Source organism: Halomonas sp. GT (assembly GCF_002082565.1).
GTDB lineage: Bacteria > Pseudomonadota > Gammaproteobacteria > Pseudomonadales > Halomonadaceae > Vreelandella.
The window spans coordinates 1,613,907-1,639,847 of record NZ_CP020562.1; the positions used below are offsets into that span (position 1 = coordinate 1,613,907).

Sequence of the window (25,941 nt, forward strand, 5' to 3'; positions counted from 1 at the left end):
ATGCTGTTGTTGAAACTGGCGTCATAGGCGGCCTTCTTCAACAGCGTGGCACGCAACGCGAGTGCCGTCATCCTGCGTTTGCAGAGCAGGGATTTCCTGATGGCAGCGGGCGTTGGCATAGGGGCAACGGCCATGGAATACGCAGCCGCTCGGTAAGTTGACCGGTGTAGGCACTTCGCCAGTAAGACGAATATGCTGGGGGCGATCATCTTTTAAGCGAGGAATGGCGGATAGTAGCGCCTGGGTATAGGGATGGCGCGGTTTAGCAAATAGCGTTGCCGTTGTGGCCACTTCACAAACCGTGCCTAAATACATCACTGCTACGCGGGTACCAAAGTGCTCAACAACTGCCAAATCGTGGGTGATAAATAGATAGGTCAGGTTACGTGCTTGTTGCGCCTCCATTAGTAGGTTGAGTACTTGCGCCTGAATGGATACATCCAGTGCCGAAATGGGCTCGTCGGCAACAATAAACTCAGGATCGACGGCTAGGGCGCGTGCTATGGCGATACGCTGGCGCTGGCCGCCGGAAAACTCATGCCCAAAACGCTTGCCCCAGTCGGGGTCTATCCCCACTGAACTCATAACGTCCTGAACTTTATCGAGTATTTTCTCACGGCTCCAGTCTGGGTGGTGCAAACGTAATGGTTCTTCCAGCGTTTGCTGAATCGTCATCCGTGGATTAAGCGAGGCGTAAGGATTCTGAAATATCATCTGCATACGCTTGCGATAAGGTAATAGTTGGCGCGAGCTTAAGTTATCGATACGCTGTCCGTCATAGCGAATCTCACCCTCTGTGGGGGTGAGTAAGCCCATAACAGTTCTAGCAACTGTGGACTTACCACAGCCAGATTCACCAACTACACACAGCGCTTCCCCCCGTTTGATATCAAGGTTGACGCCATTAATCGCGTGGACATGCTCTTGGTGACGTACCAACTTGCCGCCTTTAAAGCGCAGCTGGTCCAAAAAATCCCCTGATAATGAAAAGCGCTTCTTAAGGCCACGAATTTGTAGTAGTGATTCGCTGCTCTCTTCATTTTGAGTGGGCGTCGTTTGAGTAGACGACTTGGTTTGAGTAGACATAGCTTGATTCGGCGACGTACTTCGGGTTTCTACCTGAGCACTCATTGTGTTTCCTCCTTCAGGCGACGATCTTCAAGCATTTCAGCCACCATATGGCAGGCGACACGGCAATTGCCGGATTCGACAAATTCAGGCACTTGCTGGGTACAGGCAGGCCGGGGTTGACCATCGGCTCTATTGATGAAGTCGCAGCGAGGATGAAACGCGCAGCCGCTAGGTAAGTTCGAGAGAGACGGCATGCTGCCGCGGATCTGGTTGAGCTTTTCACCTGGGGTGGCCATTTGCGGTAACGCGTTGATCAGGCCTTGAGTATAGGGGTGCTGTGGATCATTGATGATTTCCCGTGTTAGGCCTTGCTCAATAACGCGACCGGCATACATGACCAACATGCGCTGGGTGACCTGACTCACGACACCCAGGTCGTGGGTGATGAGAATCAGGCCGACGTTGTGCTGTTCGCATAGCTCAAGCAACAGCGCCATGATTTCCGCTTGGATGGTCACGTCCAGGGCGGTGGTCGGTTCATCGGCAATAATAATATCGGGGTCGAGCAGGAGGGCGATGGCGATAATTATACGCTGACGCATACCACCAGAAAGCTCGTGGGGATATTGATCTAAGCGTGTTTCTGGTGACGGAATCTGAACTTGACGCAATTTATCAAAAGAAATGGCGCGTGCTTCTTTGGTGGAGATACGTCGATGGGCTTTTAAGCACTCGACCATCTGTTCACCAATCGAGAGCACAGGGTTTAGCGTCATCATCGGGTCTTGGAAGATCATCGAGATGCGGTTGCCGCGTATTTTTCGCAGACCGCGCTCGGACATGGTGTTAAGCGTCTGACCCTCAAATTTAATGCTGCCACCCGCTATAAAGCCGGGTTTGGCGATTAGGTTAAGCAGCGAGAAGGCGGCCACGGATTTACCCGCGCCCGACTCGCCCACGATACCTAAGCGCTCGCCGCGCTCCAGGGTGAAATTGACATCGCGAAGAGCGCGCACTTCACCTTGGCGAAGGGCAAAACGTACGTCGAGTTGTGAGACTTCAAGTAGTGCCATGGTGTCCTCAGCCTTTATAGAGTCGTGGGTTCATGACATCGCGCAGCCAATCACCCAATAGATTGATAGACAGCACCAGCACAACTAGTACCGCACCAGGAATCAGAGTGATCCACCAAGACCCCGATTGGATATAGTCAAATCCCGATTTGATCAGCGACCCAAGCGATGGGTGGGTTTCGGGCATTCCCAAGCCTAAAAACGATAGGGCTGCCTCTGAAATAATCGCGTTAGCAATTTGCACCGTTGAGATAACAAAAATCGGCGACATGGTATTAGGCAGCACATGGCGGAACATTATACGTTTGCTACGCAGGCCCATAACGCGTGCAGCATCAACGTACTCTTTATTTTTCTCAGCCAGCACAGAGGCGCGTACCGTGCGTGCATACTGAGGCCATTCGGCTAACCCGATAATCAAAATAAGCATGAGCACGGCATATTGGCTGTAAAACGCACTACCCATGGTAGCTTTCACTAGCGCGCCCACCACGATAGCGACCATCAGGGTGGAAAATGAAAGCTGGATATCAGCTAAGCGCATCAAAAAAGCATCGATGCGGCCGCCTAGGTAGCCTGCCATTAAGCCAAACGTTACGCCGAGCAGTGCTTGAAGTATGACAGCGCCAAAACCAATCAGTAGCGATACGCGGGTGCCGTAGAGAATAATCGACCATAAGTCGCGCCCCTGGGCATCGGTGCCTAGGCTGTAACGCTCATCGGCACCATCAATCCAAAAGGGGGGCAGCTCTGACGACATAATGTCGATATAACGTAGGTCATAAGGATCAGTTGGGGCTAGCAATGGCGCTGAAAAGGCTGCAATAACTAGGCAAATAAACATCGCAAGGCACAGTTGAGCCGTGCGGTCGCGCTTAAAGCTGTACCATAAGTAGGAGTCGCGCAAGCGTTCCCAGCGGCTAGGTGCAGTCGTTGTTGTGGGCGTTGTCATGCGGGCTTACCTGTCAGTTTTACGGTGGGGTTCACGAAGCCGTAGATCAAATCCACAATGGTGTTCGTCACCACGAAAATGACGCCGACAATCATCAAGTAAGTAACAATTAGCGGTATATCGGCTCGGTTAATAGCATCAAGGAACATCAGTCCCATGCCCGGCCATTGGAAAACGGTTTCGGTCAAAATGGTGTAAGCCACCATGGTACCGATCTGTACGCCGCCAACGGTAATCACCGGCAGCATGGTATTTTTAAGCGCGTGAACAAAGTAAACACGTCGCATTGAAATGCCTTTCGCTCTGGCGTACTTCACATACTCTGATTGCAGCACTTCCATCATTTCTGCGCGAATCAGGCGGATAAACAGCGGCAACATAATGGAGGCGAGTGAAATAGCGGGTAGTACCAAATGCTGTAAGCCATTCCACGTGGCTAAGTTGGTGTCCCAGTGGCCTACCACATGCACTAAGTCATAGCCACGGCCAAACGATGGCATATTACCTTCTGTCGACAGCAGGCTATTTAACCAAGCTCCCCAGCTGGTACTTTCAGGAAACAGGGTGATCGTGATCCCAATCGAGAAAATCTGAATCAATAAAATGGCGGTCAAAAACACCGGTATTGAAATGCCAATAATTGAGGCGCCCATAAAAAAACGTGATATAGGAGAGCGTGGTTTTATCGCGCTATAAACGCCGATTGGCACTGAAAAAAGTACAATAATGAGCGTAGCCGCAAAAACCAGTTCGAGGGTTGCGGGTAAGTGCCTAGCAATTACTTCCAGCGCAGGTTCGCGGTAGAAATAGGAGTACCCAAAATCGCCTTGCACCGCATTTTTAGCAAAGCGTACATACTGAACTAAAAACGAATCATTTAAGCCTAAGCGCTCGCGAATAGCTTCACGTTCACTTTCGGGGACCGACTGTCCGACCATCTGTTGTACAGGGTCACCCAGGTTATCCTGGATGGCGAAGGCCAGTACACTGATGACAAACATCACCAATATCGCGTGCATCAGGCGCTTGATTAGAAAAGCAATCATGGCGTACGCCACCTATGTCATAGGTTTAATAGAGAATTAATGGCAAGTTAGGGCGAAGCCTACGATGAGACTATTAACCACATAAAATGCTTCGTCCCCCAGGGTTATGGGGAACGAAGCATCCTTGCACGTGTAAAAATAAGCGTGGAAATTAGCGATTAATTACCAGATCACCTAGATAGGGGAAGTCAATGGCGTTAACGATTGGTTCGATATCTATGCCGTCAGCAGCGCCATAGGCGAGGTTTTGCCAATGCAACATGATGTAGCCTACGTCTTCATAGAGCATGGCTTCCGCTTCACGCAGCATTTCATTGCGTTTTTCTAAATCAGTTTCGCTATCTGCCGCAGTAACAAGCGCATCAATTTCTTCGTTGCAATAGCTGCCGTAGTTGTATTGACCAACGCCGGTCTCTTCATCAATGCAGAAAGAGAGATATTGGAAGAAGTTAGCGGTGTCTTCGGTGTCCGCATGCCAGCCAATCATTGCAATGTCAGATTCGCGAGTATCGTATTCGGGCCAGTACTGAGCAAGCGGCATCGTGCGCAAATTAACATTAATGTTAATTTGTGCCAGCATGTTAGCCACTGCTTGAGCAATCTGAGCATCGTTCACATAGCGGTTATTAGGCGCGATCATGTCAACGCTGAACCCTTCCTCGTAGCCCGCTTCTGCCATTAGCTCTTTGGCACCTTCAATGTCATAACGAGGCACTAAGTCAGGGTTGTGGCCAGAGTATCCTTCTGGAGAGAACTGGCCAGCTGGCGTGGCGAAACCGCGCATCAATCGGTCGGCAATACCTTCTTGATTAATTGCTAAGTCAACGGCTTGGCGAACACGTACATCTTGGAAGGCTTCAACGCGTTCTTCGTTGAGCTGGAAGCCAATGATGCGTGTACCTGCAATCTCTACTAGATTGGCATCGTTAGCCTCACGTACACGATCCAGGTCGTTGGGGGGTACTGCATCAATAAAGTCAACGCCGCCTGACAGTAGTGCCGCCACGCGTGAGGCATTTTCAGCAATGGGCGTCAGGACAATTTTAGAAACGTTACCTTCGCTGTCGGTATCCCAGTAATCCTCAAAGCGTTCAAAATCAACGCGGACACCTTGACGGCGTTCAGTGATAATAAATGGGCCAGTGCCGGAGACATTTCGCGATGCAAATGAGTTGCCCGCTTTTACGATTTCAGCTTTTTCATTGCCGCTTTCGGTTTCACCCGTGTAGAACTCGCTATCCATGGGGAAGATATAAGTTGCAAGGTTTAGCAGTAGCGGGTAGGGCTCAGTGGTTGTAATTTCGACAGTGTAATCGTCAACTGCTTCAGCACCTGCGACGGGCTCAAAAATAGCGCGATAATCGGGGCTTTCTTTCAGACGTTCAATGGTCCATACCACATCTTTGGCGGTGAACTCGTTACCTGAATGGAACGTGACGCCTTCTCGCAGCGTCATCCGTGTCGTCGTTTCGTCTACCTGTTCCCATTCGGTCGCCAGACGTGGCTCAAACTGAAAATCTTTTGTCCAACGTACCAGCGGATCAAACGCTAAGTGTGAAAGGCGCAGCATGCCGCCCGATAACTGCTCATGGATATCAAGGGTTTCAGGGTCGGCAGAATAACCAATGCGCAGGGTTTCTGCGCTAGCGGTCATGGGCAGCATCGTCGTGCCTGCAACCACAGCACCAATAACAGAAGCCAGTAGCGTTTTCTTAAACGTCATAATGTTTCCCTTTGTATTGTTTATTGTTCACTTTGCTGGCCAAACCTAGCGTGTTTAAAAACTAAGTGCTTTTAAAAACCAGCTGCGTTTGAAAACCAGCAAAACAGACACGGTCAGCTTATAAGCTGTTCTAACAATATTCTGTTCGCTATAAACATAGAGAGTGTGGGGCGCGTCATACAATCGAAATAATGAGAGGTATCATTCATCTGCTGAATGATAAGGCTGGGTGCGGTCTTAAAATGGAGGGAGATTAGACGAAGGTGGGGGGCCGCTATTGGGTGCTAGGTGCTTCAGTCGAATAGCGGCACTGTGTAAATGTGTTTTAAGCGAAATGTTGGTGCAACCAGCGGTTAATGGCATCTGACTCGTAGAGCCACTCTTCCCGGCCGTCTTCATGATTAATTTTTAAGCAGGGAACTTTGACTTTGCCACCGCCTTCTTGAAGGGCTTTTTTATGAGCAGGGTCTAGCTGAGCATCGCGCAATTCGATCTTTAGGCCCAACCGAGCGATTTCTTTACGTACTTTGATGCAGAAAGGACATGTCCGGAACTGATAGAGAGCTAGGTGTTCACAGGCGGCATCGACCTTAGCTTGCTCTTCCTCGGTACGCTCTACAGATTTAGGGGTTGAAAGCTTCTCTGAGATCAACATGACGGGGGCTAGAATAAGGCGGACACCTCTGAAGAAATAGCGAATCAAAACACGCATTGTAAGCTCCCTCGGTTACGCTGAGATTGGTCAGCGGTTGGATGTGTATGAATGATCATATTTAAAAAATCATGAGCAAAAAGGTAGCCGCATCCTGCATCAAACTGGGCGTTTTGTCACTTCTGAACGAGCTTTGGCCCTAGTTTTAAGCCAAGACTGCCTTGAACTAGATGAGCCTGTTAACGTTGCATGCTAGTCTCAGCAGCCTAGTTAACTGGTTAAGTAAGGAGCGCTTCACCGATGCGTCTGCATATTATGGGTATCTGCGGCACTTTTATGGGGAGCCTGGCTTTGCTAGCGCGTGAGTTAGGGCATCAGGTGAGCGGCTCAGATACGAATGTGTATCCTCCCATGAGCACCCAGTTAGAAGAGGCGGGGATAACCTTGATGGAGGGATATCGCGCTGAAAATCTTGCTGATCAGCCTGCACTTGTCATTGTGGGAAATGCGTTATCTCGGGGTAACCCCGAAGTCGAGGCGCTGCTAAATAGCGGTTTGTCCTATACCTCAGGTGCTCAGTGGCTGGCTGAGCATGTACTGCCTGGCAGGCAAGTCATTGCCGTTGCAGGTACTCACGGTAAGACCACCACTGCCAGCCTTTTAGCATGGTTATTGGAAAGCGCTGGCTTTACGCCTGGATTTTTAATTGGTGGTGTGCCGCGTAATTTTGGTGTGTCGGCACGCTTAGGTCATCACAATAGCCCCTTCATTGTCGAGGCTGACGAGTACGATACGGCATTTTTTGACAAGCGCTCTAAGTTTGTTCACTACCGCCCCCAGATTGCGGTGATGAACAACTTAGAGTTTGACCATGCCGATATATTCCCTGACCTTGCTGCGATTGAGCGCCAGTTCCACCATTTGGTACGAACAGTGCCGAGCCGAGGTTGCTTACTAGTTGCTGATCAACAGCCTGCGCTTGAGCGTGTTCTGGGAATGGGGTCGTGGTCGTCGGTCGAGCATTTCGGCACATTAGAGAGCAGTGAGTGGCAACTGCGTTTGGAACGTGCTGATGGTAGCCGTTTTCAGGTGCTCCACATCGGGGCAAACGGTGAAGAGGATGGCGTGGTCGAATGGGCGTTAACGGGTGAGCACAACGCGCGCAATGCACTCGCGGCACTTGCTGCAGCGAGCCGTTGCGGTGTGAATCTCCCTCGCGCTTGTGCCGCTCTCGCGCGTTTTAAAACACCCCGTCGGCGTCAAGAAATCATCGGTGAAGTGGACGGCGTACAAGTTATTGATGACTTTGCCCACCATCCAACAGCAATTGCAGCGACGTTAAAAGGGTTGCGCGCAGCCACCACCAAAGGGCGACTACTCGCGGTGATTGAGCCTCGTTCCAACACCATGCGTTTAGGCGCTCTACGTGCTCGACTAAACGAGAGCGTTGCCGATGCGGATGCGGTGTTCTGGTTTCAACCGGCAGGGCTTGACTGGTCAATGGAGGCGTTAGTGGCTGAACAAGGCGAACGCGCTGAGCTATATAGCGATATCGATGCACTTGTTAAGGCGGTTGTTACTCACGCGTCGCCACTCGACCGTATTGTTGTTATGTCCAATGGTGGTTTCGAGGGCGTTCACCAGCGTCTATTGAGTGCGCTGTCTGCCAAGGAGCAAACTGAGTGACAGACTTTAAACCTCCGGTGACGGTGGCGCTGACAGGTGCTTCAGGGGCGCAATATGGCCTGCGCTTGATCGACGTACTGGTGGCCTCAGGGCATGAAGTATGGGTAATGATCTCCAAAGCGGCGCATATGGTCATTGCCACTGAGACGGATGTGTCGTTACCCGCTCAGCCAAAACGCTTAGTAGAGGCGCTTACTGAGCAGAGTGGTGCCAAACCCGGTCAAATCCGCTGTTTTGGGCGTGAAGACTGGATGGCGCCCGTGGCATCGGGGTCCGGCGCTCCCTCTGCGATGGTAATTTGCCCCTGCTCTACAGGTACGTTGTCAGCAGTCGCAACTGGCGCGAGCAATAACTTAATTGAGCGTGCCGCTGACGTTGCCATCAAAGAGCGGCGGACATTAGTCATGGTGCCGCGTGAAAGTCCATTTTCCCCCATTCACCTGGAGCACATGCTGGCGCTAAGCCGTCTGGGTGTCGTGATTTTGCCTGCGGCCCCCGGCTTTTATCATCGCCCGGAACGGATAGAAGATTTGATCGACTTTGTGGTCGCACGGATTCTCAATCAGTTAGGCATTGCCCACCGTCTAGTACCGCGCTGGGGAGAGGGGTATGAAACCACGTCTAGCGATGCAGATAACGATGTAAACAACACGGAAGAGTAATGATGATGTCATGGGCGACGCTGTCGGTGTTTGTACCCACGTTTTTATTCGTTTCCCTTACGCCGGGGATGTGTATGACGTTGGCGATGGTACTGGGTATGACCCAGGGGGTGAAGCGAACGTTGTGGATGATGATAGGTGAGTTAATTGGCGTTGGCATCGTGGCAGCCGCTGCAGGTGCTGGTGTGGCAGCGTTAATGCTACGACAGCCAGAGCTGTTCATTGCGTTTAAGTGGGTAGGCGGTGCGTACTTGGCTTATCTGGGGATTATGATGTGGCGCTCCAGGGGGCGAATGGCTATCCCTGACGAGCTTAATGCCGGGCCGCCTGCTGGGCGGGTGCAACTGGCAATTCAGGGTTTGGTGACGGCCGTGGCCAACCCTAAAGGGTGGGCATTTTTTATGGTGCTGCTACCGCCGTTTTTAGATGGTAGTCGACCACTCGCGCCTCAGCTATCCCTTCTTATTGCGGTTATTTTAATAATCGAGTTTGCCAGCATGCTCGTTTACGCAACAGGGGGTAAAACGCTGCGTAACGTGCTGGGCAAAAGTGGCAATGTAAGGTTGCTTAATCGCATTGCAGGGACATTAATGATAGGCGTGGGAATCTGGCTGGCTCTGGGGTAGCACCGAATGGCTAGACAGGTGGCATCAGTATAATCCGTAGGACTACCAGCGCGATGGTGAATGCCATTAGTCTGCCCCACGGGCAATGAGGTAAAGGAGCTCTAACGCGTCGCTGCCAATTCAGTCGGATGAGGGCGCATACCAGCAAGCCCAAGAGCGCGCCGCCGATGAGATCACTTAGCCAATGAACGCCCAATATCAAACGCGATAGCGCCATAGGCGTTACTAGGGTAATGGCCAGCCAATAAACCCAAACGCGTTGTTTGCGGTGCAAGCCTGCTGCAATAAAAGCGGCTGCTAGCCCCACTACAACCACCGTCGTGGAGGTGTGTGCACTTGGATATGAAAATGAGCCAATTAAGTAGTCCGGTGTTTGCGGACGAGCACGCTCAAAAACCATTTTTCCAATAGTGTTGAGTAGTGCAACGAAACCAATGGCAAAGGCCCAATGGCAGAGAGCATCGATACGTTTATGGTGTGCCAGCCAAATGGCCAAAGGCACAAGCAGGGCGGTAACCCCAAGTGGATCCCCTATTTTTGCTAAGACCAGGCTGGTTAACTGAAGTGGCTCATTGGTTAACCAGCTAAACAGGCGCTGCGCTTGTAGGTCTATCGGCATAGGAGCTTGATGATTCATTACTAGCAGTGTCCAGGCTGAGACACTTGCTAACGTGATTACAAGTAGCAGTAACGAGGCTAGCGGTACTTCATCATTCAGGCTCATTGAGAGCCATGAGCGGCGCATAAAGGGAACGCGACGAATAAGGCGTGCTGTTGCCAAGTAGATAAAGCCATGGCGTCCAACCTGGGCTCTTCCCCAAGAGAAAATCACCGCAAGCACGACGAGACTGGCACCTAATGTAATGAGTACCGTTTCTATATTTTGGGGTAGATTGAGGTGTTGTTGCCAGGTCCTTCCTAACAAATAGCCAGGTAACACATAAGCGGGTGCCCACAAGATTGCAGACGTTATATTGGCCCATAAGAATGTGTGCTTTGGCATCCGCATCATCCCGGCTATAAGCGGAATGATAGGACGGACGGGGCCAACGAACCGGCCAATAAACACTGAATGGATACCATAACGTTCAAAAAAACGTACGCCGCGTTCAAGCCATTCTGGATGCATGGATAGGGGCCAACGACGGGTGACCTGTTCACGGTGGTGATAGCCAAGCAGGTAGCTGATGCTATCACCCAAAATTGCACCTATTAACGCAGCACCGATTAACCATGGCAGGGCAATGGCTTCATGTCCCGCTACAGACGCAGCTGCAGTAATTAACACCACACCAGGTACCAATAAACCAACCAGTGCAAGAGACTCAAGCAGCGAAATCAGCGCCACCATCAGTAGTAACATGGCTGGCGAGAGTGACAGGGCAAACAGCGTATCCGCCATGAAAAATACTGCTCCATTTATTCCGCATTAGGCGATAGATAATGCCTTGGCACGTGCTTCCAAGCGATTTGTATAGCGTTCGAAACTCTCATTTCGGCATGGTATGCAAACAGCAATACGGGTTTCTAACTGCCCCGTTTCCACTAGAACACGCTGTGATAATGCGCGTTGAAGCCGCTCGCGCACCAGCATAGCACCGCTCTCGCTTGTATCAGGTAGCACTAACCAGAATGTGGCATTACCTGCCCTGCCTAGTAGGTCGTGGTCACGGCAACGGCTATTCACTTCGTTACAGAGAGCGCCCAGTAGTGCCGTTTTTGCACGTGAACCAAATTGTTCTTCCGCCATATCAAGCTGGGGTAAATGCATTACTAAGACTGCCAAACGTTTGTTAAGCATCGCTGCGCGAAGAAACTCATTATGTAATCGCTCTTTAAGCGTATCGATATGGTAAGCATCGCAATCGTTGTCGTTTGGGTCTGTCGCTCTTAATAATGCGCGCTGCCGCGTGTGTTCCCATGGGGGTAATGCCAGCAGCAGAATGAGAGCGGTATAAGCAATGATCATCTCTGTGGTTGTATCGCTATGGCGGGTTAGCAACCACCACAACGGGCAGGCAAGTGCAGTTAGCGTTAAAGCACTCGATAGTGGTAGCAAAAAAAATGCAGCGGCCGTGGGCAGTCCGATCCAAATTGTCGAGATGCTAGGATGGTTATAGAAGGCTGCTAGGGTAATAACGTAACTGCTACCTAGCAAAATAGCGCGGGGGAGAACAGGATTTAACGCCTGACTGTGGTGCATTAACAACGCTGCAAATAGCAATAGTGTCACAAACATGGGCACTAAAAGGTCGTTATAGTTTCCCATCCCATAAAGCCAGAATGTGTACCCTGCTACCAGGGTCACGCTGGCGGTGTAGGCAAAGGTCATGAGGTGCCTGGGCAGCGGCTGATCAATCATTGTTCTCATCCCGTTGTTGAGGCGGGGGTTGGATTAGCGCCTCGACGGTTAGGCCTGATAGCTCTATATCCATTAGTGGTAGTTGGTGGGAGTGCTGTATTTCTGGGAGGCCAGCGCACAGAAGCTTGCGACGGTGGGCGGCTTCTTTTGAATTATGTGACAACATCAAGGCAGCAAGCGTCTGATTATTTAAGCGATAAACGTGTTCGAAGCTGTATGTAAGGTTGCATAACTTTTGCGCTGACGACCAAAGTTGATGGCGTTTTACTTGGATAATTAATAACTCTGCATAGATAGCTTCACGTTCAGAGCGGGTTTGTTCGCGGTTCAGGTCTTTCAACAGCTGCCCACTTGGCCATAGATTCAGTCCGGGGATAAGCCGAAGGCGTTTGCGAATGGAACCGTTAATATCGATTAACTGGCAGGCTTTTGCGCTGGACAGCACGCCCAGTGTCATCAATGCCGCCAACAGTAATAGCGCTTCGGGTAAGGCAAGAAGAGGGGCGATTAATGACCAGCTGATCAACGCAGCGCACGCATTAAAAACGGCCACCCAGCGTTTCTGAGGCAGCATAAACATTGCCGCCCAAGCCCATATTAAAAAGCTATGGCGCTCTGGAGCAACGGCAATAAGCCCCAGTAGTAGCGCCCCAGTGAACACTTGCCAAGGCAGGCCTTTAGAACGACGATGGCTAAAATCAAGTAATAGTGCAGTAAAAAAAAGCCAGCCAACAGACAACCAAAGCATTAGCGCAGCCACCGGCTGTGCCATATGCGTCCAAAACGCTAATGCTACCGCCGCTGCAAACAGATTGGCTCTTAGTAGGCGTATTTTGTACTTGCTTTGCATGGTGGCTTACTATTCACCTTTAATTCAGGATTGCCCATGGCACACTTTAACTAGGCGTGGGCGTCGAAATGTAATCACTGACAGCGTCAGTATAACGCTCTAATGGCGTAACATACTGCCAAACACCTAGTACCACTACCATAGAATGCAACTTGCCTTGCATACGCGATAACACAGGGAGAAAGTATGAGCGGTTCAAACGCACACCAGAACATAGCCCTACAGCAACTAGCTGCGGGGGATGTGCCCGCTTATATCCAGGTGCTCGGTCAAGGCGCTCGGGCAGCTGCTAGAGAGCTGCGACGTGCAGATACGGGATTGAAAAATCGCGCGCTTGAAGCAATGGCATCGCGCCTGATGGCATCTAGACAATTAATACTAGAGGCTAATACGCTTGACGTGCAGAGGGGTAAAGAAACGGGTCTAGACAATGCGTTGCTAGATCGACTGGCACTAAATGACGAACGAATTGATGCCATGATCGAAGGCCTTCATCAAGTGGCCGCACTGCCAGATCCTGTTGGCGAAGTTGACGATATGCGCTATCGCCCAAGTGGAATTCAAGTTGGCAAAATGCGCGTGCCGCTAGGAGTCATTGGCATTATTTATGAATCCCGCCCTAACGTCACCTTAGAAGCAGCAAGCCTCTGTTTAAAATCTGGCAATGCTTGTTTGTTACGCGGAGGTTCTGAGGCCAGTGCGTCAAATGCGGCGATTAGTAGTTGTATCCAGGAAGGGCTAGCCGATGTTGGCTTGCCAGCTGAATCAGTTCAGGTCGTTGCCACCACTGATCGCGCTGCGGTGGGGGCGATGATTAGTATGCCCGACTACGTCGACGTCATTATTCCTAGAGGTGGGAAATCTCTGATCGAGCGTATTTCCCGCGAGGCAACGGTACCGGTTATTAAACACCTTGATGGGGTTTGTCACGTTTACATCGACACTACGGCAGATCCCGCTAAAGCGCTGGCCATCGCGGTAAACGCGAAAACGCATCGCTATGGCACCTGCAATACGATGGAAACACTACTGGTGGATGCCCCGATTGCCGATATTGTGCTACCTGAGTTGGCTCGTGCCTACGCCGAGCATAAGGTAGAGCTTCGTGGTTGCGAGCGCACAAGAGCATTGCTGCCCCAAGCCGCGTTGGCCACTGAAGAAGACTGGGGGGCTGAGTACCTGGCGCCTATTTTAGCGATTAAAGTCGTCGATGGCATGGATGAGGCGATTCAGCATATCGAGCAATATGGTTCCCATCATACTGATGCCATTGTGACTCAAGATATCACTCTGGCGAGGCGCTTCATGGCTGAGGTCGACTCAAGTTCAGTCATCGTAAATGCCTCTACGCGCTTTGCCGATGGTTTTGAGTATGGGTTGGGCGCAGAAATTGGTATTTCAACCGATAAACTGCATGCGCGAGGGCCGGTTGGGTTGGAAGGGCTCACAACGCAAAAATATGTCGTCTTTGGAGATGGGCAAGTCAGGCAATGAGTTCAACACCCGTGCGAATAGGTATGCTGGGGGGCACATTTGATCCTGTGCATCTGGGGCATTTACGAAGCGCCGTTGAGGTTCGTGAAGCCCTTAAACTTGATCGTCTCCACATGATTCCCGCGCCTCAGCCGCCTTTGCGTGATACGCCTCAGGTGTCGCCGAAACAGCGTTTTGAGTTGTTAACGTTAGGTATTAGCGATACGCCAGGGGTGGTAGCGGATGATCGTGAACTACGCCGCGAAGGACCTTCTTATAGCGTGGATACGCTTGCTGAACTACGGCAAGCGTATGGCGATAGTGCTCGCTTAGTGATGATAATCGGGTTCGATGCTTTCCTGCGGTTAGCCAAATGGCACAAAGCCTCACAGATATTCTCTTTGGCGAACCTAGTGGTGATCGCTCGACCTGGTTATAACGCGCCGTTGCCTGAGGCATTAAGGGAACTGGTAGGCGATCGTGAAGTCGATACCGTAGATGAACTAATGAAAAGCCCTAATGGTAATGTTCTGACGCTGGCCTTGCCCTCCATGATGGCGATCTCGGCTACCTACATAAGGGAGCGTTTAGAAAAGGGCAAAAGCGTTCGTTATCTACTGCCTGAGGCCGTCGAAGAAGCCATTCTGCGGCATGGTTTCTATCATTGTGATGAATAGCGCTGGCAGTCAGGAAAGAAGCCGTTACAATGGCCGGCTTATTGACTGAATATCACTGAGCTTGTTTTTGCTGAGCTTACGACAACAAGGGGTTGCCTTTAGGAGCCATGCACATCGATACACTTAAAAATCTAGCGGTTGAAGCCCTAGAAGAACTTAAAGCACGAGATATTACGCAGCTAGATGTTTCCAAACTGACCGAAGTTACGGACTTGATGCTGATTGCCAGTGGTACGTCTACGCGCCACGTGGCTGCATTAGCGCAAAACGTTGTGGAAAAAGCCAAAGCATCAGGCCTTTCGCCCCGAGGTGTTGAAGGTGGCGACAATGCCGATTGGGTGCTAGTCGATCTGGGCGATGTGGTTGTGCATATTATGTTGCCTGAAGCGCGAGCGCTCTATGATCTTGAGCGTTTATGGGCAGATCTTCCCAATGACGCTGGTGCCATTAGCGAGTCGCTTAAAAGATTTGAAGAGCGAGCTACGATGTCATGAAGATCCGGCTGTTAGCGGTGGGCACCAAAATGCCTGCGTGGGTTGAAGAGGGCATTGAGACCTACCGCAAACGGCTACCTAGGGACTTCACGCTTGAAATAGAAGAGATTCCGTTGGGGCAGCGCGGCAAAAATGCTGATATTGCTAAGGCGTGTGCACAGGAAGCTCAGCGTATACGTGACAAGCTTCGCGGCGACGAATATATCGTGGCACTTGAGGTTAAGGGCAAAACCTGGAGTACCGAGCAACTTGCTGTCGAAGCTGATGCTTGGCGCATGTTAGGCAAAGATATAGTGTTGTTGGTGGGGGGGCCAGATGGTTTAGAGCCATCCCTTTCAGCAATGGCCGACAAAGCGTGGTCTTTATCACCTCTCACGTTGCCGCACCCTCTAGTACGCATAATGCTAGCTGAGCAGCTCTACCGGGCGTGGACCTTATTAGTAGGTCATCCCTATCATCGATAATTGCTTTTTGTCTGATTTGAGAGTCATCGTTACCCATGCCTAAGCGCCGTGACACGCTTAAAAACCCTGAGCAAGAATTGCGTATTTTTCGTGTCAGGGCGCTACTTGCCGTCTTAGTGGTGGCTGTTTTAACAGGATTGTTGACTGGGCGATTAGCTTACTTGCAGATCGTTCAGCACGATTTATACAGTACGCGCTCCGAAAAAAACCGTGTCCGTGTCGAGCCGTTACCTCCTAATCGTGGGTTAATTTACGACCGCAATGGTGTCCTCCTTGCCGAAAATCGCCCAACCTATAACCTCACGTTGGTGCGTGAACGCGTTGATGATTTAGATGAAACGCTAGCGCTGTTAGTTGAACTTCTAGACTTGCCCGAAGATGATATCGAAGCGTTCAATGTACGTTCTCGACAACGCCAGCGCCCCTTTCAGCCTGCGCTTTTAATGAGTGATTTGAGTGAAGATCAAATAGCGCGGCTGGCGGTGAATCGGCATCGTTTGCCAGGGGTTGAAGTAGAGGCGCAACTGCTCCGTTACTATCCGGATGCCGAAATGATGGCTCATTCGCTAGGCTACGTAGGACGCATCAACGCAGAAGAGATGCAAAGCCTAGATGCTGGGCGATATGCGGGGACGCACTTTATTGGAAAAACGGGTGTTGAGCGTTTTTACGAGACGGAGCTACACGGGCAGGCGGGGCTGCGTAAGGTTGAAACGAACGCACGTGGGCGTGTACTTAGAGAGCTTGGCCGGACTGATCCGGTACCAGGGGAAAACCTTACGTTGACGCTTGATAAGTCAATGCAAATGCTGGCTTACGAGCTGCTAGATGGTAGGCGTGGATCTATCGTCGCTATCGTTCCTGGATCGGGTGAAATCCTTGCCATGGTATCGACACCTGGTTTTGATAGTAATCAGTTTGTTACGGGAATTGATGTCGCTTCTTATCGCGGCTTGCAGGAAAATATCGACCTTCCGCTATTTAACCGAGCAATTCGTGGTCATTATCCACCAGGTTCAACTATTAAGCCCTTTTTGGCGCTTGCAGGACTAGTCGAAGGCGTTATCACTCCTGATAGCACGATTAATGATCCTGGTTTTTATCAGTTGCCTAACGACTCCCGTCGCTATCGTAATTGGCTACGCTGGGGGCATGGCCGAGTAGATATGGAGCGGTCTATTGCTGTTTCAAACAATACTTATTACTACACCCTAGCCCATGATTTGGGTATCGATAATCTGCATGAACAAATGACTAATTTTGGTTTTGGCCAACGTGTTGCTCATGACGTGCAGGGCGAAAGCACAGGCCTTATGCCATCTCGTGATTGGAAGCGGGCACGTTTTAATCAGCCTTGGTATCCCGGTGAAACTCTCTCTGTAGGTATCGGGCAAGGTTACTGGCAGGTAACGCCGTTACAGTTGGCTAGCGCAACCGCTACATTGGCTAATCGTGGGCATTGGGTAAAGCCACGTCTTGCGTTAGAAATAGGCGACGAACCCCTGGCGCAGGACTTACCAGACACGTTACCTGATATTCAGTTGGATAATGAGAATTGGTGGAACCGTGTTTTCAGCGGTATGGAAAAAGTTATCAGCGGTAACGAAGGTACAGCGAGGCGTACCGGGGTAGGTCTAGAGTACCGTATGGGTGGAAAATCCGGCACCGCCCAGGTGTTCTCGCTTGGACAGGATCAGCGTTACAACGCCGAAGAGCTTGAAGAGCGCCTGCGCGATCACGCTCTCTTTATGGCGTTTGCGCCACTCGACGACCCGCAAATTGCGGTTTCAGTCATTGTTGAAAATGCTGGCGGCGGAAGCACCCATGCCGCTCATTTGGCACGTGCAATGACCGATGCCTGGATACTAAGAGACGATGCGCCAGATGTAGAAGAAGTTAAAGAAGTATTGGAAGAAGATGCTGCCAACGTGGAGGGCAACTAATGAGGTCGTGGCAAACCCTCTCTCGCCCATTACGTCGTTATCCGGTACGCCCGCCAGACAGCGGTATTGCCAGGCGCAAAAGTATCTGGGAGCGGATTCATCTTGACCCATGGTTGTTAGGTTTGCTGCTCTTGCTGATGGGCGGTGGGTTATTAGTGCTTTATAGCGCCTCTGGGCAGCGCATTGATACAGTGATTGCTCAAGCCATACGTTTTGGTGTTGCCATCGTTATTATGGTGGTTATTGCTCAACTTTCGCCTTCCACATTTTTGCGTTGGGCGCCTTTAGCGTATGGCGTGGGTTTGGCAATGTTGCTAGCAGTTGAGATTGCTGGTGATGTGGGCATGGGGGCAAAGCGGTGGCTTGAAATACCGGGTGTTATTCGTTTTCAGCCATCTGAAATGATGAAGTTAGCGGTGCCCTTAATGGTGGCTGCCTATCTGAATCGTTGCCAATTACCGCCGCGTTTCAGGCATATTTTGGTATGCGCGGTGATCATCGGCTTGCCAGTAGTGCTTACAGCTATTCAGCCGGATCTTGGAACATCGCTTTTAGTGGCCAGTGCGGCGGTCATTGTCGTGCTTCTGGCAGGGTTGTCTTGGCGCTTAATTGGCTTAGTTGGCGCTTTAGTTGCGGCAGGGCTTCCTGTTCTATGGATGAACATGCACAACTATCAGCGTCAACGGGTGTTAACGTTCCTGGATCCGGATAGTGACCCATTGGGCTCGGGTTGGAATATTATCCAATCCACAACAGCCATTGGTAGTGGTGGTTTATGGGGTAAGGGGTGGCTTGAGGGCACTCAGTCCCAATTAGAGTTCCTGCCTGAGCGCCATACGGATTTTATTATTGCCGTGCTAGGTGAAGAGTTTGGTCTGGTAGGAATGCTGGTGCTGCTGTCCCTATACGTCATGATTGTAGGGCGAGGCCTTTGGCTGGCAACGTCTTCACAGGACACCTTTGGGCGACTATTTGCAGGTAGTATTATTCTTACGTTTTTTATATATGTGTTCGTCAATGTTGGCATGGTGAGTGGTATTTTGCCCGTTGTTGGCGTACCGCTGCCGCTAGTGAGCTATGGCGGGACTTCCAGCGTGACCTTACTGGCTGGGTTCGGTATTCTCATGTCAATACATGCCCATCGGCGGTTGTTGCCGCGCTAGTATCGAATGGATAAATAGCGGTGCTTTTTCACAGGAGTGGTGAGTTAATGAACTGGGCCCGAAATAAAGCAGGCGGTTGCGTGGCAGCTGTACTCTTAGCGTGTTCTTACACAGTTGCGTGGGCTGATGATGCGTCGCCCTTTGATCCGCAACAGCACGAAGGGACTCAACAGTTAGTTGACGAGTTAGCAGCGCAAGGAATTCCCCGGCAATGGCTAACAAATACCTTGAATCAAGCCAACTATAGCCAATCTGTTTTAGACGCTATGGAAGGTGCGGCTGAACGTCGCTTACGCTGGCATGAGTATCGAGATATATTCTTAACACAACAACGCATTGAGGAAGGTGCTGACTTCATCGATGAGTATGAGAATGCGCTTGCTCGGGCTGAAGAGGAATATGGTGTTCCCAGAGAGGTCATTGCCGCCATTATTGGTGTTGAAACCTATTACGGTAAGCATAAAGGACGCCATCGCGTACTAGACTCATTGGCAACATTGGCGTTCCATCATCCAGTCCGTGGTGGCTTTTTTCGAGGCGAGCTGGTGGCTTTCTTGAAAATTGCTCATGAGCAAGGCGTTGAAGCAGACGAACTCTATGGTTCGTATGCAGGTGCAATGGGGTATCCCCAGTTTATTCCCACTAGTTACCAAGCGTATGCTGTCGATTTTGACGACGATGGTAAACGAGACTTATGGGAAAATCCGGTTGATGCTATTGGCAGTGTGGCGAATTATTTTGCTGTTCATGGCTGGCAGCGTGATGGCGCAATTTATCATGAGGCCAATGGTCCTGATTCAGTGCCTGAAACGCTTCCTATGAATCAAACCAGTAAACCCGTTGTGACTGCAGCTGAGGCGATTGACGCTGGCATTGAGTCACAGAGTACGCTTGAACCAGAGTTGCTTGTGGTGCCATTAAGGCTCGAGCTTACCGATGACAGTATCCAGTATCGATTGGGTGAATATAACTTTTACGTTATTACTCGCTATAACCACAGCCATCTCTATGCAATGGCAGTAGCGGAGTTGTCAGAAGCTATTGCGCAGCAGGTTGAGGGCTAAACATGAGAACAGTGCTGTCTGAGGCTCGCTGTATAGGTGGTGCGGTGGTCATTATGGCGTTGGTTAGCGGTTGTGCCAGTCATGAAACTAACCAAAATAGCGCCAATCAGCCTGCTAGTAAGCCTGCTGCAGGTGCGAGTGGGGCGCTCAGCAGTGGAGCAAGTGATAGTGTGCAACGTGGTGGCTCATCACCGGGTGAGCGCTATGCAATGACTGGCGATGCGTATCCGCTAGAGCCGCCGGATGTGAGCAAAGTGCCAAACGCTGAGCCTCGTATAGAGCCACTATCGCGTGCTGGTAATCGCTCCACTTATGAAGTGTGGGGTGAAACCTATCATGTGCTACCGGATGCAGCAGGCTACGTGAAGCAGGGAACGGCCTCTTGGTACGGCGAAAAATTCCATGGCTATGCCACTTCAAACGGTGAAATCTATGACATGTATAAAATGTCAGCTGCTCACCGTTCGTTGCCATTACCAACATTTGCCCGCGTCACCAGTCTAGATAGTGGTCAATCTGTTATCGTGCGCGTTAATGATCGAGGTCCTTTTCATAGTGATCGTGAAATCGATCTTTCTTATGCAGCGGCTGCACGGCTAGGCTTTTTAGATAATGGCACTGGCGCCGTCCGCGTTGAAGCTATTGAGCCTGAACAATGGTTGGCGCAGCAGGGTAGGAGTGGTAGTAGCGGTAGTAGAGCAGCCAATACGGTTTCTTCTACAACTCCTGAGGTGAATGCACAGCCTGTACGAGAGGTTGCCGTACAGCGATCAATGGCAACCGATAATCCCATTTATCTACAAATTGCGGCTTTGGGTAGTGAAGAAGGAGCCCAGCAGTTGCAACAGCGCTTGGTTGATGAGCTGCCGCATAAAGTGCGGGTGATGAGTGATACAGATGTGCACCGTGTACAAGTTGGGCCAGTAAGCCCTGCACAGGAAACTCAAGCGCGTGAAGAACTCCGTCGGGCGGGCTTCCCACAAGTGTTTATCGTGAGATAGCTCACCCCATTTATTAGCTAAAATAACGTGCTTCGTTGACGTTTTTTCTTTGTTGTGAGAAGTATAGAGATGAATGTATTGATGTCTATTCGCCGTACCGCTGGGCTTTGTTTGTTTGCGGTTTTTGCCGTGGTGGCTTCACCGGCCGTGGCCCAAGTGATACCTCAGCCGCAAACAATTATTCCCTCTGCTCCTCAGTTGGCGGCGAGCTCATGGATTTTGATGGATGCCAACAGCGGTCGTATTCTTGCCGAGCATAATTCTGATGAACGATTGCCGCCAGCAAGCCTAACTAAACTCATGACTGCTTACTTGGTAGAGCGTGAGTTAGATCGTGGCACCATTAGCCTGACGGACATGATCAATATTAGTGAAAGAGCGTGGCGCACTGGCGGCTCTAAAATGTTCATTGAGGTGGGGGATCGAGTCTCTGTCGATGATCTGCTGCATGGTATTATTATTGTTTCGGGTAATGACGCTAGCGTGGCAATGGCAGAGCACCTTGCTGGTGGCGAAACGCCATTTGCAGATTTGATGAATCAGCACGCTACGCGCTTGGGAATGCACAACACTAATTTCCAAAACGCGACAGGACTGCCCGGTGATAATCACTACTCAACAGCCCGTGATATGGCATTGTTGTCTCAGCATATTATTAACGATTATCCCGAGCACTATGCCATTTATTCTCAACGTAACTTCGCGTTTGGTGGTATCGACCAGCCGAACCGTAACCGTTTGCTATGGCGTGATCCGAGTGTCGATGGCTTGAAAACGGGTTGGACAACGGAAGCAGGTTACTGTCTTGTCTCTTCAGCTGAGCGTGATGGTATGCGCCTAATTTCAGTCGTGATGGGCACTAGCTCAGAAGAGGCAAGAGCACAGGAAACACAGAAGCTCCTTAGCTACGGTTTCCGTTTCTATGAAACGATGAAGCTCTATGAGCGTGGTGCCGTGCTTGCAACGCCACGGGTATGGGGGGGTGATAATAATGAACTGCGTGTGGGCGTCGACGGTGAAGTGTTTATGACGCTTCCGCGCAACCGTAATGAAGAGTTGCGTGCTCGCTTGAACCTGGATGGCGATCTTCAAGCGCCAATTGCTGTGGGTGATGATGTCGGTACGCTAGAAGTCTATTTAGGCGAAGAAATGGTCGGCGAGCGTCAGCTAGTGGCTCTGGAGAATGTTGAAGAGGGCGGCTTGTTTAAGCGTTTATTTGATCAAGTAAGACGTTTCTTCAGTGGTTTGATCAGTAACTTCACCGATTAATTAGTCACTTCACCGGTTAGTCGCAGCGAGTGAGCTTAAGCGCAGAATTTTAAGCATTTTGCGCTTAAGTTACTAACTCTATAAAGCTGTACTGCATTCGAGTGTTGAACAGACGTATCTATATTCCGTGTAAAGGCGAGCTATGAAAAAAGGCGCGAAAAATGGGCTAAGAGATTTACGTCAGCCTGAAGTAAACGAGCCACCCAAAATCACCTTTCCCTGTGATTATTCATTGAAAGTGGTTGGCGATGCCGCTGAGGACTTCCCAGCCTGCGTGTGCCAAGTGATTGTTAAGCATTCTCCGGATTTTGATGAGACGTCACTTCAAGTCGTCGACAGCCGTAACGGTCGTTTTCAATCTGTGCGTGTCACTATTATAGCGACTGGCGAGCAGCAGCTACGCCAACTCTTCGATGATCTGAAGGCTACGGGTCGTGTTCACATGGTGGTATAACCATGGATAGTCAACCTATTGAACTGCATCAGCTTGGCCATCGTGCCTACTTGCCTGTGTGGAGCGCGATGCGCGAACTCACTGATACCCGGGATGAGGCCACGCCTGATCAATTCTGGTTAGTTGAGCACGATCCCGTTTTTACTCAAGGCCAAGCGGGTAAGCCAGAGCATGTGTTAATGCCTGGTGATATCCCTGTAGTGAAAACGGATCGAGGTGGGCAAGTAACCTACCATGGCCCAGGACAGGTTGTGCTGTACCCCTTGCTGGATGTGCGGCGTGGAAAAATTGGTGTTCGAGAGTTGGTTACTGCGCTAGAAAATTCAGTGATTGACGTACTTGCCTACCATGGTGTTTCTGCCTGGGCGAAGCCAGATGCACCTGGCGTCTACGTTGATACGCAGCAGGGTGAGGCTAAAATCGCCTCTCTGGGGTTGCGAATTCGTCGGGGCGCTAGCTATCACGGGGTTGCACTAAATGTAGATGGTGACTTATCCCCCTTCGGGCGCATTAACCCCTGTGGATACGCGGGTATGCAGGTGGCGCGCTTGGCTGATTTAGTGGTGTTGCCCACGCCTCACGACGTGGGCAAACAGCTGGCTTGTTCACTAGCTTTGAGGTTGGATCGTCACTTGGTGGATGTGCCGGTGACCCAGTAATTAGCTATCTGCACGCAAGACACTGTAGAACTGATGTGACTGTTCTGAACGGGGTATGTCAATTGCGTGCAGATAATTGGTGTTTCGTTTTATCCAACGTTAAACGCTGGAATACGGTTAGTATCAGGCTCTTGGCCAGGAACCGCGGCGGGGGAAGCAAGACCAAGGTTGTTTTTCTCAAAAACGCGATCGGCGCGATAGCTTGAGCGAACCAGCGGTCCTGAAGGCACTTCCAGAAATCCTTTTTCAAGACCAAGCACACGATAACGGTCGAACTCTTCTGGAGTAACCCAGCGCTCTACGGCCAAGTGGTTTTTGGTAGGACGCAAATACTGGCCAAGCGTCACGATATCAACGCCAATCTCTCTTAGGTCATCAAAAGTTTTAAGTATCTCTTCGTCTGTCTCGCCTAATCCAAGCATCAAGCTTGTTTTGGTAATTATGTCGGGTCGATACTGTTTTGCATGCGCTAATACATCTAACGTTTTACGGTAACCAGCACGCGGGTCGCGCACTTTGCTGGTTAGGCGCTCGACAGTCTCAACGTTCTGCGCGAACACTTGCAAGCCTGAATCGACAACCCGTTCAATAGCGGCTTTATCCGCATCAAAGTCGGGTGTGAGTGCTTCTACAACTACTTCCGGCGTGCGGGATTTAATAGCCTTAATACAGTTGGCGTAGTGTGTAGCGCCACCGTCGTCTAGGTCATCACGGTCAACAGAGGTCAGTACGATGTAGCGCAGCCCCATCAGTTCAACCGATTTTGCAGTGTTTTCCGGCTCGTCTTGATCAAGCCAGCCTTTCGGGTTGCCTGTGTCCACGGCGCAGAACCGGCATGCACGTGTGCAAACAGATCCCATCAACATGATGGTGGCGGTGCCATTGCTCCAGCATTCACCCATGTTAGGGCAGTGCGACTCCGCACAGACAGTGCTGAGGCGGTGTTTAGAGACATTTTTTTTGACGGCCTCGAAGCGTTCGCCACCTGGAATCTGCGCGCGCAACCATTTAGGTTTACGGTCAAGACTGGGGGACGCTTCTTCTGACGGTGCTTTGCGCTGCTTCATGCCGTCTTTGATGACTGACATGCCGTGCTCATTGCGGAATTTTTCGCCGCTAGGGACACGCGTTGTGGGGTTGTTGCTCATAGGAGAGAGCCTCTCTACTGTGCGGCAGGCAATGCCCAAATGTTATGCGTTATGGCGTCTAACCATATGCTTTGGCGATGGCGTTTAAATGCCATGGCGTTGACAGTTGGATCGCCTGCGCGAATACATGCCAAACCCTGAATATTCTGAATGATACGTAGGTAGTAGGCTAATGTAACATATCTCTTGGTTAACAAGACACTAAGCCACCTTTATCGCGCTGCTAAATAGCTATCCCACTAAATCGGGATCCTACTCTATAAACAACCTATTATATTGGCATTAATGGCAGGCAGGAAACGCCATGGCTGGGTAGCGGGCTAGAGGGGGCTTGAAAATGCCGACGAAAATCCGGCAGATGTTCCCTTATAAAGCGTAAAAAGAGATCGGCGACTGGCGTTGGAAAATGATCGCGGCGATACACTGTGCACCACGAGCGGCGAATGGGGAAATTAGGTAAGGGCAGTGCTGATAGCAACCCCTGCTCTAGTTCAAGTTGAACCGCCAAACGGGGCAAGACGGCAACCCCTAAGTGAGCCATAACACCTTGTTTAATGGCTTCATTAGTACCTAATTCAATGCGGTGGGGAAGACCGATTTCTTGGTCAACGGCCAACTGCTCAAATGCAATACGCACTCCAGAACCTGGCTCACGCATCAATACATAGTGACGCGCAAAGTCGGCTAGTGTGGGTGCTTCCATATGAAGCAGTGGGTGGTCTGGCCATACTAGAGCGATGAGTTCATTTTCAAGAATGGGCATTACCACCAAGTCGTCGTCTTCAGGCACCATGGCCATAATCACGACATCATCTTTCTGTTCTGCCAGCCTTTCTAGCGCTTGACTGCGATTGCATACCTTTAGACGAATACGGACATCGGGATAACGTGCTCGAAAGCGGGCTAATAAATAAGGCACCACATATTGGGCTGAGGAGACTGCCGCGATGTTCAGTTCACCGCTAATGTTGCCATTAATCTCCGAGAGATTCATTTGCAGTCTCGAGAGCTGTCCGAAAATTTCGCGCGTGGAGAGCGCCAAGGTATCCGCTGCAGGTAGCACGTGTAGGGTTTTACCGGCATATTTAAACAGCGGCTGACCAAGAGCGAGCTCTAACTGGCGAATTTGCGCGCTAACCGCGGGCTGTGTAAGTCCCAACTGCTCGGCCGCGCGGGAGTAGGATCGCTGGCGGTGGACTGCTTGGAATACCTGTAATTGTCGGAAGGTCAAACGGTTGAGTAGTGTAAGGGATGACATAGCAACCTCTCGGTATACACCCTCCGAAGATAGAAAGTGCCACAAAACAATAAGTCTCAGCATTACGTAGGAAATGCTATCACCGATGAAGTGCGGCGTCTTTATGGCAACAATGATGAATTTGCAAAGGTAAGCATCGACGTTACGCAGTGAGTGGCCTAAACTATATTG

25 protein-coding genes are annotated in these 25,941 nt (G+C 50.6%); 14 read left to right on the forward strand and 11 right to left on the reverse strand.

The genetic code is table 11. The features are described 5' to 3' along the window. Positions 1 to 21: 21 nt before the first annotated feature. The 6 genes from B6A39_RS07520 to B6A39_RS07545 form a co-directional block, all read right to left on the reverse strand. On the reverse strand, positions 22 to 1,131 hold the full coding sequence (locus tag B6A39_RS07520) for an ABC transporter ATP-binding protein (RefSeq protein ID WP_442906306.1): 1,110 nt from the start codon (positions 1,129 to 1,131) through the stop codon (positions 22 to 24). After that, a complete protein-coding gene (locus B6A39_RS07525; protein ID WP_083003365.1) occupies positions 1,128 to 2,144 on the reverse strand; it encodes an ABC transporter ATP-binding protein in 1,017 nt (338 codons plus the stop codon). Before B6A39_RS07525 ends, B6A39_RS07520 begins: the two co-directional genes overlap by 4 nt. A gap of 7 nt (positions 2,145 to 2,151) precedes the next feature. Further along, positions 2,152 to 3,096: an ABC transporter permease gene (locus B6A39_RS07530; RefSeq protein WP_083003368.1), complete on the reverse strand. Its 945-nt coding sequence runs from the start codon at positions 3,094 to 3,096 to the stop codon at positions 2,152 to 2,154. Continuing rightward, positions 3,093 to 4,142, reverse strand: coding sequence for an ABC transporter permease (locus B6A39_RS07535; protein WP_009723545.1), 1,050 nt, complete (start codon positions 4,140 to 4,142; stop codon positions 3,093 to 3,095). Before B6A39_RS07535 ends, B6A39_RS07530 begins: the two co-directional genes overlap by 4 nt. Positions 4,143 to 4,293: 151 nt before the next feature. Beyond that, positions 4,294 to 5,865, reverse strand: coding sequence for an ABC transporter substrate-binding protein (locus tag B6A39_RS07540; RefSeq protein ID WP_083003371.1), 1,572 nt, complete (start codon positions 5,863 to 5,865; stop codon positions 4,294 to 4,296). 325 nt (positions 5,866 to 6,190) lie between these two features. Then, entirely contained in the window at positions 6,191 to 6,577 is a 387-nt protein-coding gene (locus B6A39_RS07545; protein ID WP_083003374.1) for a glutaredoxin family protein, read from the reverse strand. Positions 6,578 to 6,817: 240 nt separating this feature from the next. On the opposite strand from B6A39_RS07545, the gene mpl reads away from it, so the two are divergent. The 3 genes from mpl to B6A39_RS07560 are packed head-to-tail and all read left to right on the forward strand — an operon-like array spanning position 6,818 to position 9,491. After that, positions 6,818 to 8,203: a UDP-N-acetylmuramate:L-alanyl-gamma-D-glutamyl-meso-diaminopimelate ligase gene (gene mpl / locus B6A39_RS07550; RefSeq protein WP_083003378.1), complete on the forward strand. Its 1,386-nt coding sequence runs from the start codon at positions 6,818 to 6,820 to the stop codon at positions 8,201 to 8,203. Then, positions 8,200 to 8,865 carry a flavin prenyltransferase UbiX gene (locus tag B6A39_RS07555; RefSeq protein WP_083003381.1) on the forward strand — a complete coding sequence of 222 codons (666 nt, stop codon included), beginning with the start codon at positions 8,200 to 8,202 and terminating at the stop codon, positions 8,863 to 8,865. Before mpl ends, B6A39_RS07555 begins: the two co-directional genes overlap by 4 nt. Positions 8,866 to 8,867: 2 nt before the next feature. Next, complete coding sequence (locus B6A39_RS07560) at positions 8,868 to 9,491, forward strand: LysE family translocator (protein ID WP_198036782.1); 624 nt, start codon at positions 8,868 to 8,870, stop codon at positions 9,489 to 9,491. Between the two features lie 10 nt (positions 9,492 to 9,501). On the opposite strand, the gene B6A39_RS07565 is transcribed toward B6A39_RS07560, so the two are convergent. Genes B6A39_RS07565 through B6A39_RS07575 form a run of 3 tightly spaced genes read right to left on the reverse strand, consistent with a single transcriptional unit; the run spans position 9,502 to position 12,703 of the window. After that, positions 9,502 to 10,893, reverse strand: a complete 1,392-nt coding sequence (locus tag B6A39_RS07565; protein WP_083003384.1) for a bifunctional DedA family/phosphatase PAP2 family protein — start codon at positions 10,891 to 10,893, stop codon at positions 9,502 to 9,504. A gap of 27 nt (positions 10,894 to 10,920) precedes the next feature. After that, on the reverse strand, positions 10,921 to 11,853 hold the full coding sequence (locus B6A39_RS07570; protein WP_083003388.1) for a GGDEF domain-containing protein: 933 nt from the start codon (positions 11,851 to 11,853) through the stop codon (positions 10,921 to 10,923). Beyond that, the gene (locus B6A39_RS07575; RefSeq protein WP_083003391.1) at positions 11,846 to 12,703 is read right to left on the reverse strand and encodes a hypothetical protein; all 858 of its coding nucleotides are present in this window, start codon (positions 12,701 to 12,703) and stop codon (positions 11,846 to 11,848) included. The genes B6A39_RS07570 and B6A39_RS07575 overlap by 8 nt, the downstream gene beginning before the upstream one ends. A gap of 186 nt (positions 12,704 to 12,889) precedes the next feature. On the opposite strand from B6A39_RS07575, the gene B6A39_RS07580 reads away from it, so the two are divergent. From B6A39_RS07580 to lipB, 11 genes are all read left to right on the forward strand, one after another. Beyond that, entirely contained in the window at positions 12,890 to 14,197 is a 1,308-nt protein-coding gene (locus B6A39_RS07580) for a glutamate-5-semialdehyde dehydrogenase (RefSeq protein ID WP_083003393.1), read from the forward strand. After that, on the forward strand, positions 14,194 to 14,853 hold the full coding sequence (gene nadD, locus B6A39_RS07585) for a nicotinate-nucleotide adenylyltransferase (protein ID WP_083003396.1): 660 nt from the start codon (positions 14,194 to 14,196) through the stop codon (positions 14,851 to 14,853). Before B6A39_RS07580 ends, nadD begins: the two co-directional genes overlap by 4 nt. 107 nt (positions 14,854 to 14,960) lie before the next feature. Further along, complete coding sequence (rsfS, locus tag B6A39_RS07590; protein ID WP_083003400.1) at positions 14,961 to 15,347, forward strand: ribosome silencing factor; 387 nt, start codon at positions 14,961 to 14,963, stop codon at positions 15,345 to 15,347. Next, positions 15,344 to 15,811, forward strand: coding sequence for a 23S rRNA (pseudouridine(1915)-N(3))-methyltransferase RlmH (gene rlmH, locus B6A39_RS07595; RefSeq protein WP_083003403.1), 468 nt, complete (start codon positions 15,344 to 15,346; stop codon positions 15,809 to 15,811). The genes rsfS and rlmH overlap by 4 nt, the downstream gene beginning before the upstream one ends. Before the next feature lie 35 nt (positions 15,812 to 15,846). Continuing rightward, positions 15,847 to 17,754, forward strand: a complete 1,908-nt coding sequence (gene mrdA, locus B6A39_RS07600) for a penicillin-binding protein 2 (protein ID WP_083003407.1) — start codon at positions 15,847 to 15,849, stop codon at positions 17,752 to 17,754. Further along, on the forward strand, positions 17,754 to 18,917 hold the full coding sequence (gene rodA, locus B6A39_RS07605; RefSeq protein ID WP_083003410.1) for a rod shape-determining protein RodA: 1,164 nt from the start codon (positions 17,754 to 17,756) through the stop codon (positions 18,915 to 18,917). The genes mrdA and rodA overlap by 1 nt, the downstream gene beginning before the upstream one ends. A 47-nt stretch (positions 18,918 to 18,964) precedes the next feature. Then, complete coding sequence (gene mltB / locus B6A39_RS07610) at positions 18,965 to 19,981, forward strand: lytic murein transglycosylase B (RefSeq protein ID WP_083003413.1); 1,017 nt, start codon at positions 18,965 to 18,967, stop codon at positions 19,979 to 19,981. 2 nt (positions 19,982 to 19,983) lie between these two features. Beyond that, positions 19,984 to 20,982, forward strand: coding sequence for a septal ring lytic transglycosylase RlpA family protein (locus B6A39_RS07615; protein WP_083003417.1), 999 nt, complete (start codon positions 19,984 to 19,986; stop codon positions 20,980 to 20,982). Between the two features lie 69 nt (positions 20,983 to 21,051). Continuing rightward, entirely contained in the window at positions 21,052 to 22,251 is a 1,200-nt protein-coding gene (locus B6A39_RS07620) for a D-alanyl-D-alanine carboxypeptidase family protein (protein ID WP_083003420.1), read from the forward strand. Positions 22,252 to 22,393: 142 nt separating this feature from the next. Then, positions 22,394 to 22,705, forward strand: a complete 312-nt coding sequence (locus B6A39_RS07625) for an HP0495 family protein (protein ID WP_083003423.1) — start codon at positions 22,394 to 22,396, stop codon at positions 22,703 to 22,705. Positions 22,706 to 22,707: 2 nt separating this feature from the next. Next, entirely contained in the window at positions 22,708 to 23,364 is a 657-nt protein-coding gene (gene lipB, locus B6A39_RS07630; protein WP_083003426.1) for a lipoyl(octanoyl) transferase LipB, read from the forward strand. A gap of 89 nt (positions 23,365 to 23,453) precedes the next feature. Here lipB and lipA read toward each other — a convergent pair whose 3' ends face one another. Both lipA and B6A39_RS07640 read right to left on the reverse strand, forming a co-directional pair. After that, on the reverse strand, positions 23,454 to 24,512 hold the full coding sequence (lipA, locus tag B6A39_RS07635; protein WP_083003429.1) for a lipoyl synthase: 1,059 nt from the start codon (positions 24,510 to 24,512) through the stop codon (positions 23,454 to 23,456). A 271-nt stretch (positions 24,513 to 24,783) separates the two neighbouring features. After that, positions 24,784 to 25,770, reverse strand: coding sequence for a LysR family transcriptional regulator (locus B6A39_RS07640; RefSeq protein ID WP_083007876.1), 987 nt, complete (start codon positions 25,768 to 25,770; stop codon positions 24,784 to 24,786). Positions 25,771 to 25,941 lie beyond the last annotated feature (171 nt).

What these genes read in the sequence shown, in the direction of transcription:
- nadD (WP_083003396.1), top strand. Translation starts at nt 14,194, where the DNA reads ATGAGTTCAACACCCGTGCGAATAGGTATGCTGGGGGGCACATTTGAT.
- B6A39_RS07640 (WP_083007876.1), bottom strand. Translation starts at nt 25,770, where the DNA reads ATGTCATCCCTTACACTACTCAACCGTTTGACCTTCCGACAATTACAG.
- B6A39_RS07530 (WP_083003368.1), bottom strand. Translation starts at nt 3,096, where the DNA reads ATGACAACGCCCACAACAACGACTGCACCTAGCCGCTGGGAACGCTTG.
- B6A39_RS07615 (WP_083003417.1), top strand. Translation starts at nt 19,984, where the DNA reads ATGAGAACAGTGCTGTCTGAGGCTCGCTGTATAGGTGGTGCGGTGGTC.
- B6A39_RS07525 (WP_083003365.1), bottom strand. Translation starts at nt 2,144, where the DNA reads ATGGCACTACTTGAAGTCTCACAACTCGACGTACGTTTTGCCCTTCGC.
- B6A39_RS07560 (WP_198036782.1), top strand. Translation starts at nt 8,868, where the DNA reads ATGATGTCATGGGCGACGCTGTCGGTGTTTGTACCCACGTTTTTATTC.
- B6A39_RS07565 (WP_083003384.1), bottom strand. Translation starts at nt 10,893, where the DNA reads ATGGCGGATACGCTGTTTGCCCTGTCACTCTCGCCAGCCATGTTACTA.
- B6A39_RS07540 (WP_083003371.1), bottom strand. Translation starts at nt 5,865, where the DNA reads ATGACGTTTAAGAAAACGCTACTGGCTTCTGTTATTGGTGCTGTGGTT.
- mpl (WP_083003378.1), top strand. Translation starts at nt 6,818, where the DNA reads ATGCGTCTGCATATTATGGGTATCTGCGGCACTTTTATGGGGAGCCTG.
- rodA (WP_083003410.1), top strand. Translation starts at nt 17,754, where the DNA reads ATGAGGTCGTGGCAAACCCTCTCTCGCCCATTACGTCGTTATCCGGTA.
- lipB (WP_083003426.1), top strand. Translation starts at nt 22,708, where the DNA reads ATGGATAGTCAACCTATTGAACTGCATCAGCTTGGCCATCGTGCCTAC.
- B6A39_RS07580 (WP_083003393.1), top strand. Translation starts at nt 12,890, where the DNA reads ATGAGCGGTTCAAACGCACACCAGAACATAGCCCTACAGCAACTAGCT.
- mltB (WP_083003413.1), top strand. Translation starts at nt 18,965, where the DNA reads ATGAACTGGGCCCGAAATAAAGCAGGCGGTTGCGTGGCAGCTGTACTC.
- B6A39_RS07570 (WP_083003388.1), bottom strand. Translation starts at nt 11,853, where the DNA reads ATGATTGATCAGCCGCTGCCCAGGCACCTCATGACCTTTGCCTACACC.
- rlmH (WP_083003403.1), top strand. Translation starts at nt 15,344, where the DNA reads ATGAAGATCCGGCTGTTAGCGGTGGGCACCAAAATGCCTGCGTGGGTT.
- B6A39_RS07575 (WP_083003391.1), bottom strand. Translation starts at nt 12,703, where the DNA reads ATGCAAAGCAAGTACAAAATACGCCTACTAAGAGCCAATCTGTTTGCA.
- rsfS (WP_083003400.1), top strand. Translation starts at nt 14,961, where the DNA reads ATGCACATCGATACACTTAAAAATCTAGCGGTTGAAGCCCTAGAAGAA.
- B6A39_RS07545 (WP_083003374.1), bottom strand. Translation starts at nt 6,577, where the DNA reads ATGCGTGTTTTGATTCGCTATTTCTTCAGAGGTGTCCGCCTTATTCTA.
- lipA (WP_083003429.1), bottom strand. Translation starts at nt 24,512, where the DNA reads ATGAGCAACAACCCCACAACGCGTGTCCCTAGCGGCGAAAAATTCCGC.
- B6A39_RS07535 (WP_009723545.1), bottom strand. Translation starts at nt 4,142, where the DNA reads ATGATTGCTTTTCTAATCAAGCGCCTGATGCACGCGATATTGGTGATG.
- B6A39_RS07625 (WP_083003423.1), top strand. Translation starts at nt 22,394, where the DNA reads ATGAAAAAAGGCGCGAAAAATGGGCTAAGAGATTTACGTCAGCCTGAA.
- mrdA (WP_083003407.1), top strand. Translation starts at nt 15,847, where the DNA reads ATGCCTAAGCGCCGTGACACGCTTAAAAACCCTGAGCAAGAATTGCGT.
- B6A39_RS07620 (WP_083003420.1), top strand. Translation starts at nt 21,052, where the DNA reads ATGAATGTATTGATGTCTATTCGCCGTACCGCTGGGCTTTGTTTGTTT.
- B6A39_RS07520 (WP_442906306.1), bottom strand. Translation starts at nt 1,131, where the DNA reads ATGAGTGCTCAGGTAGAAACCCGAAGTACGTCGCCGAATCAAGCTATG.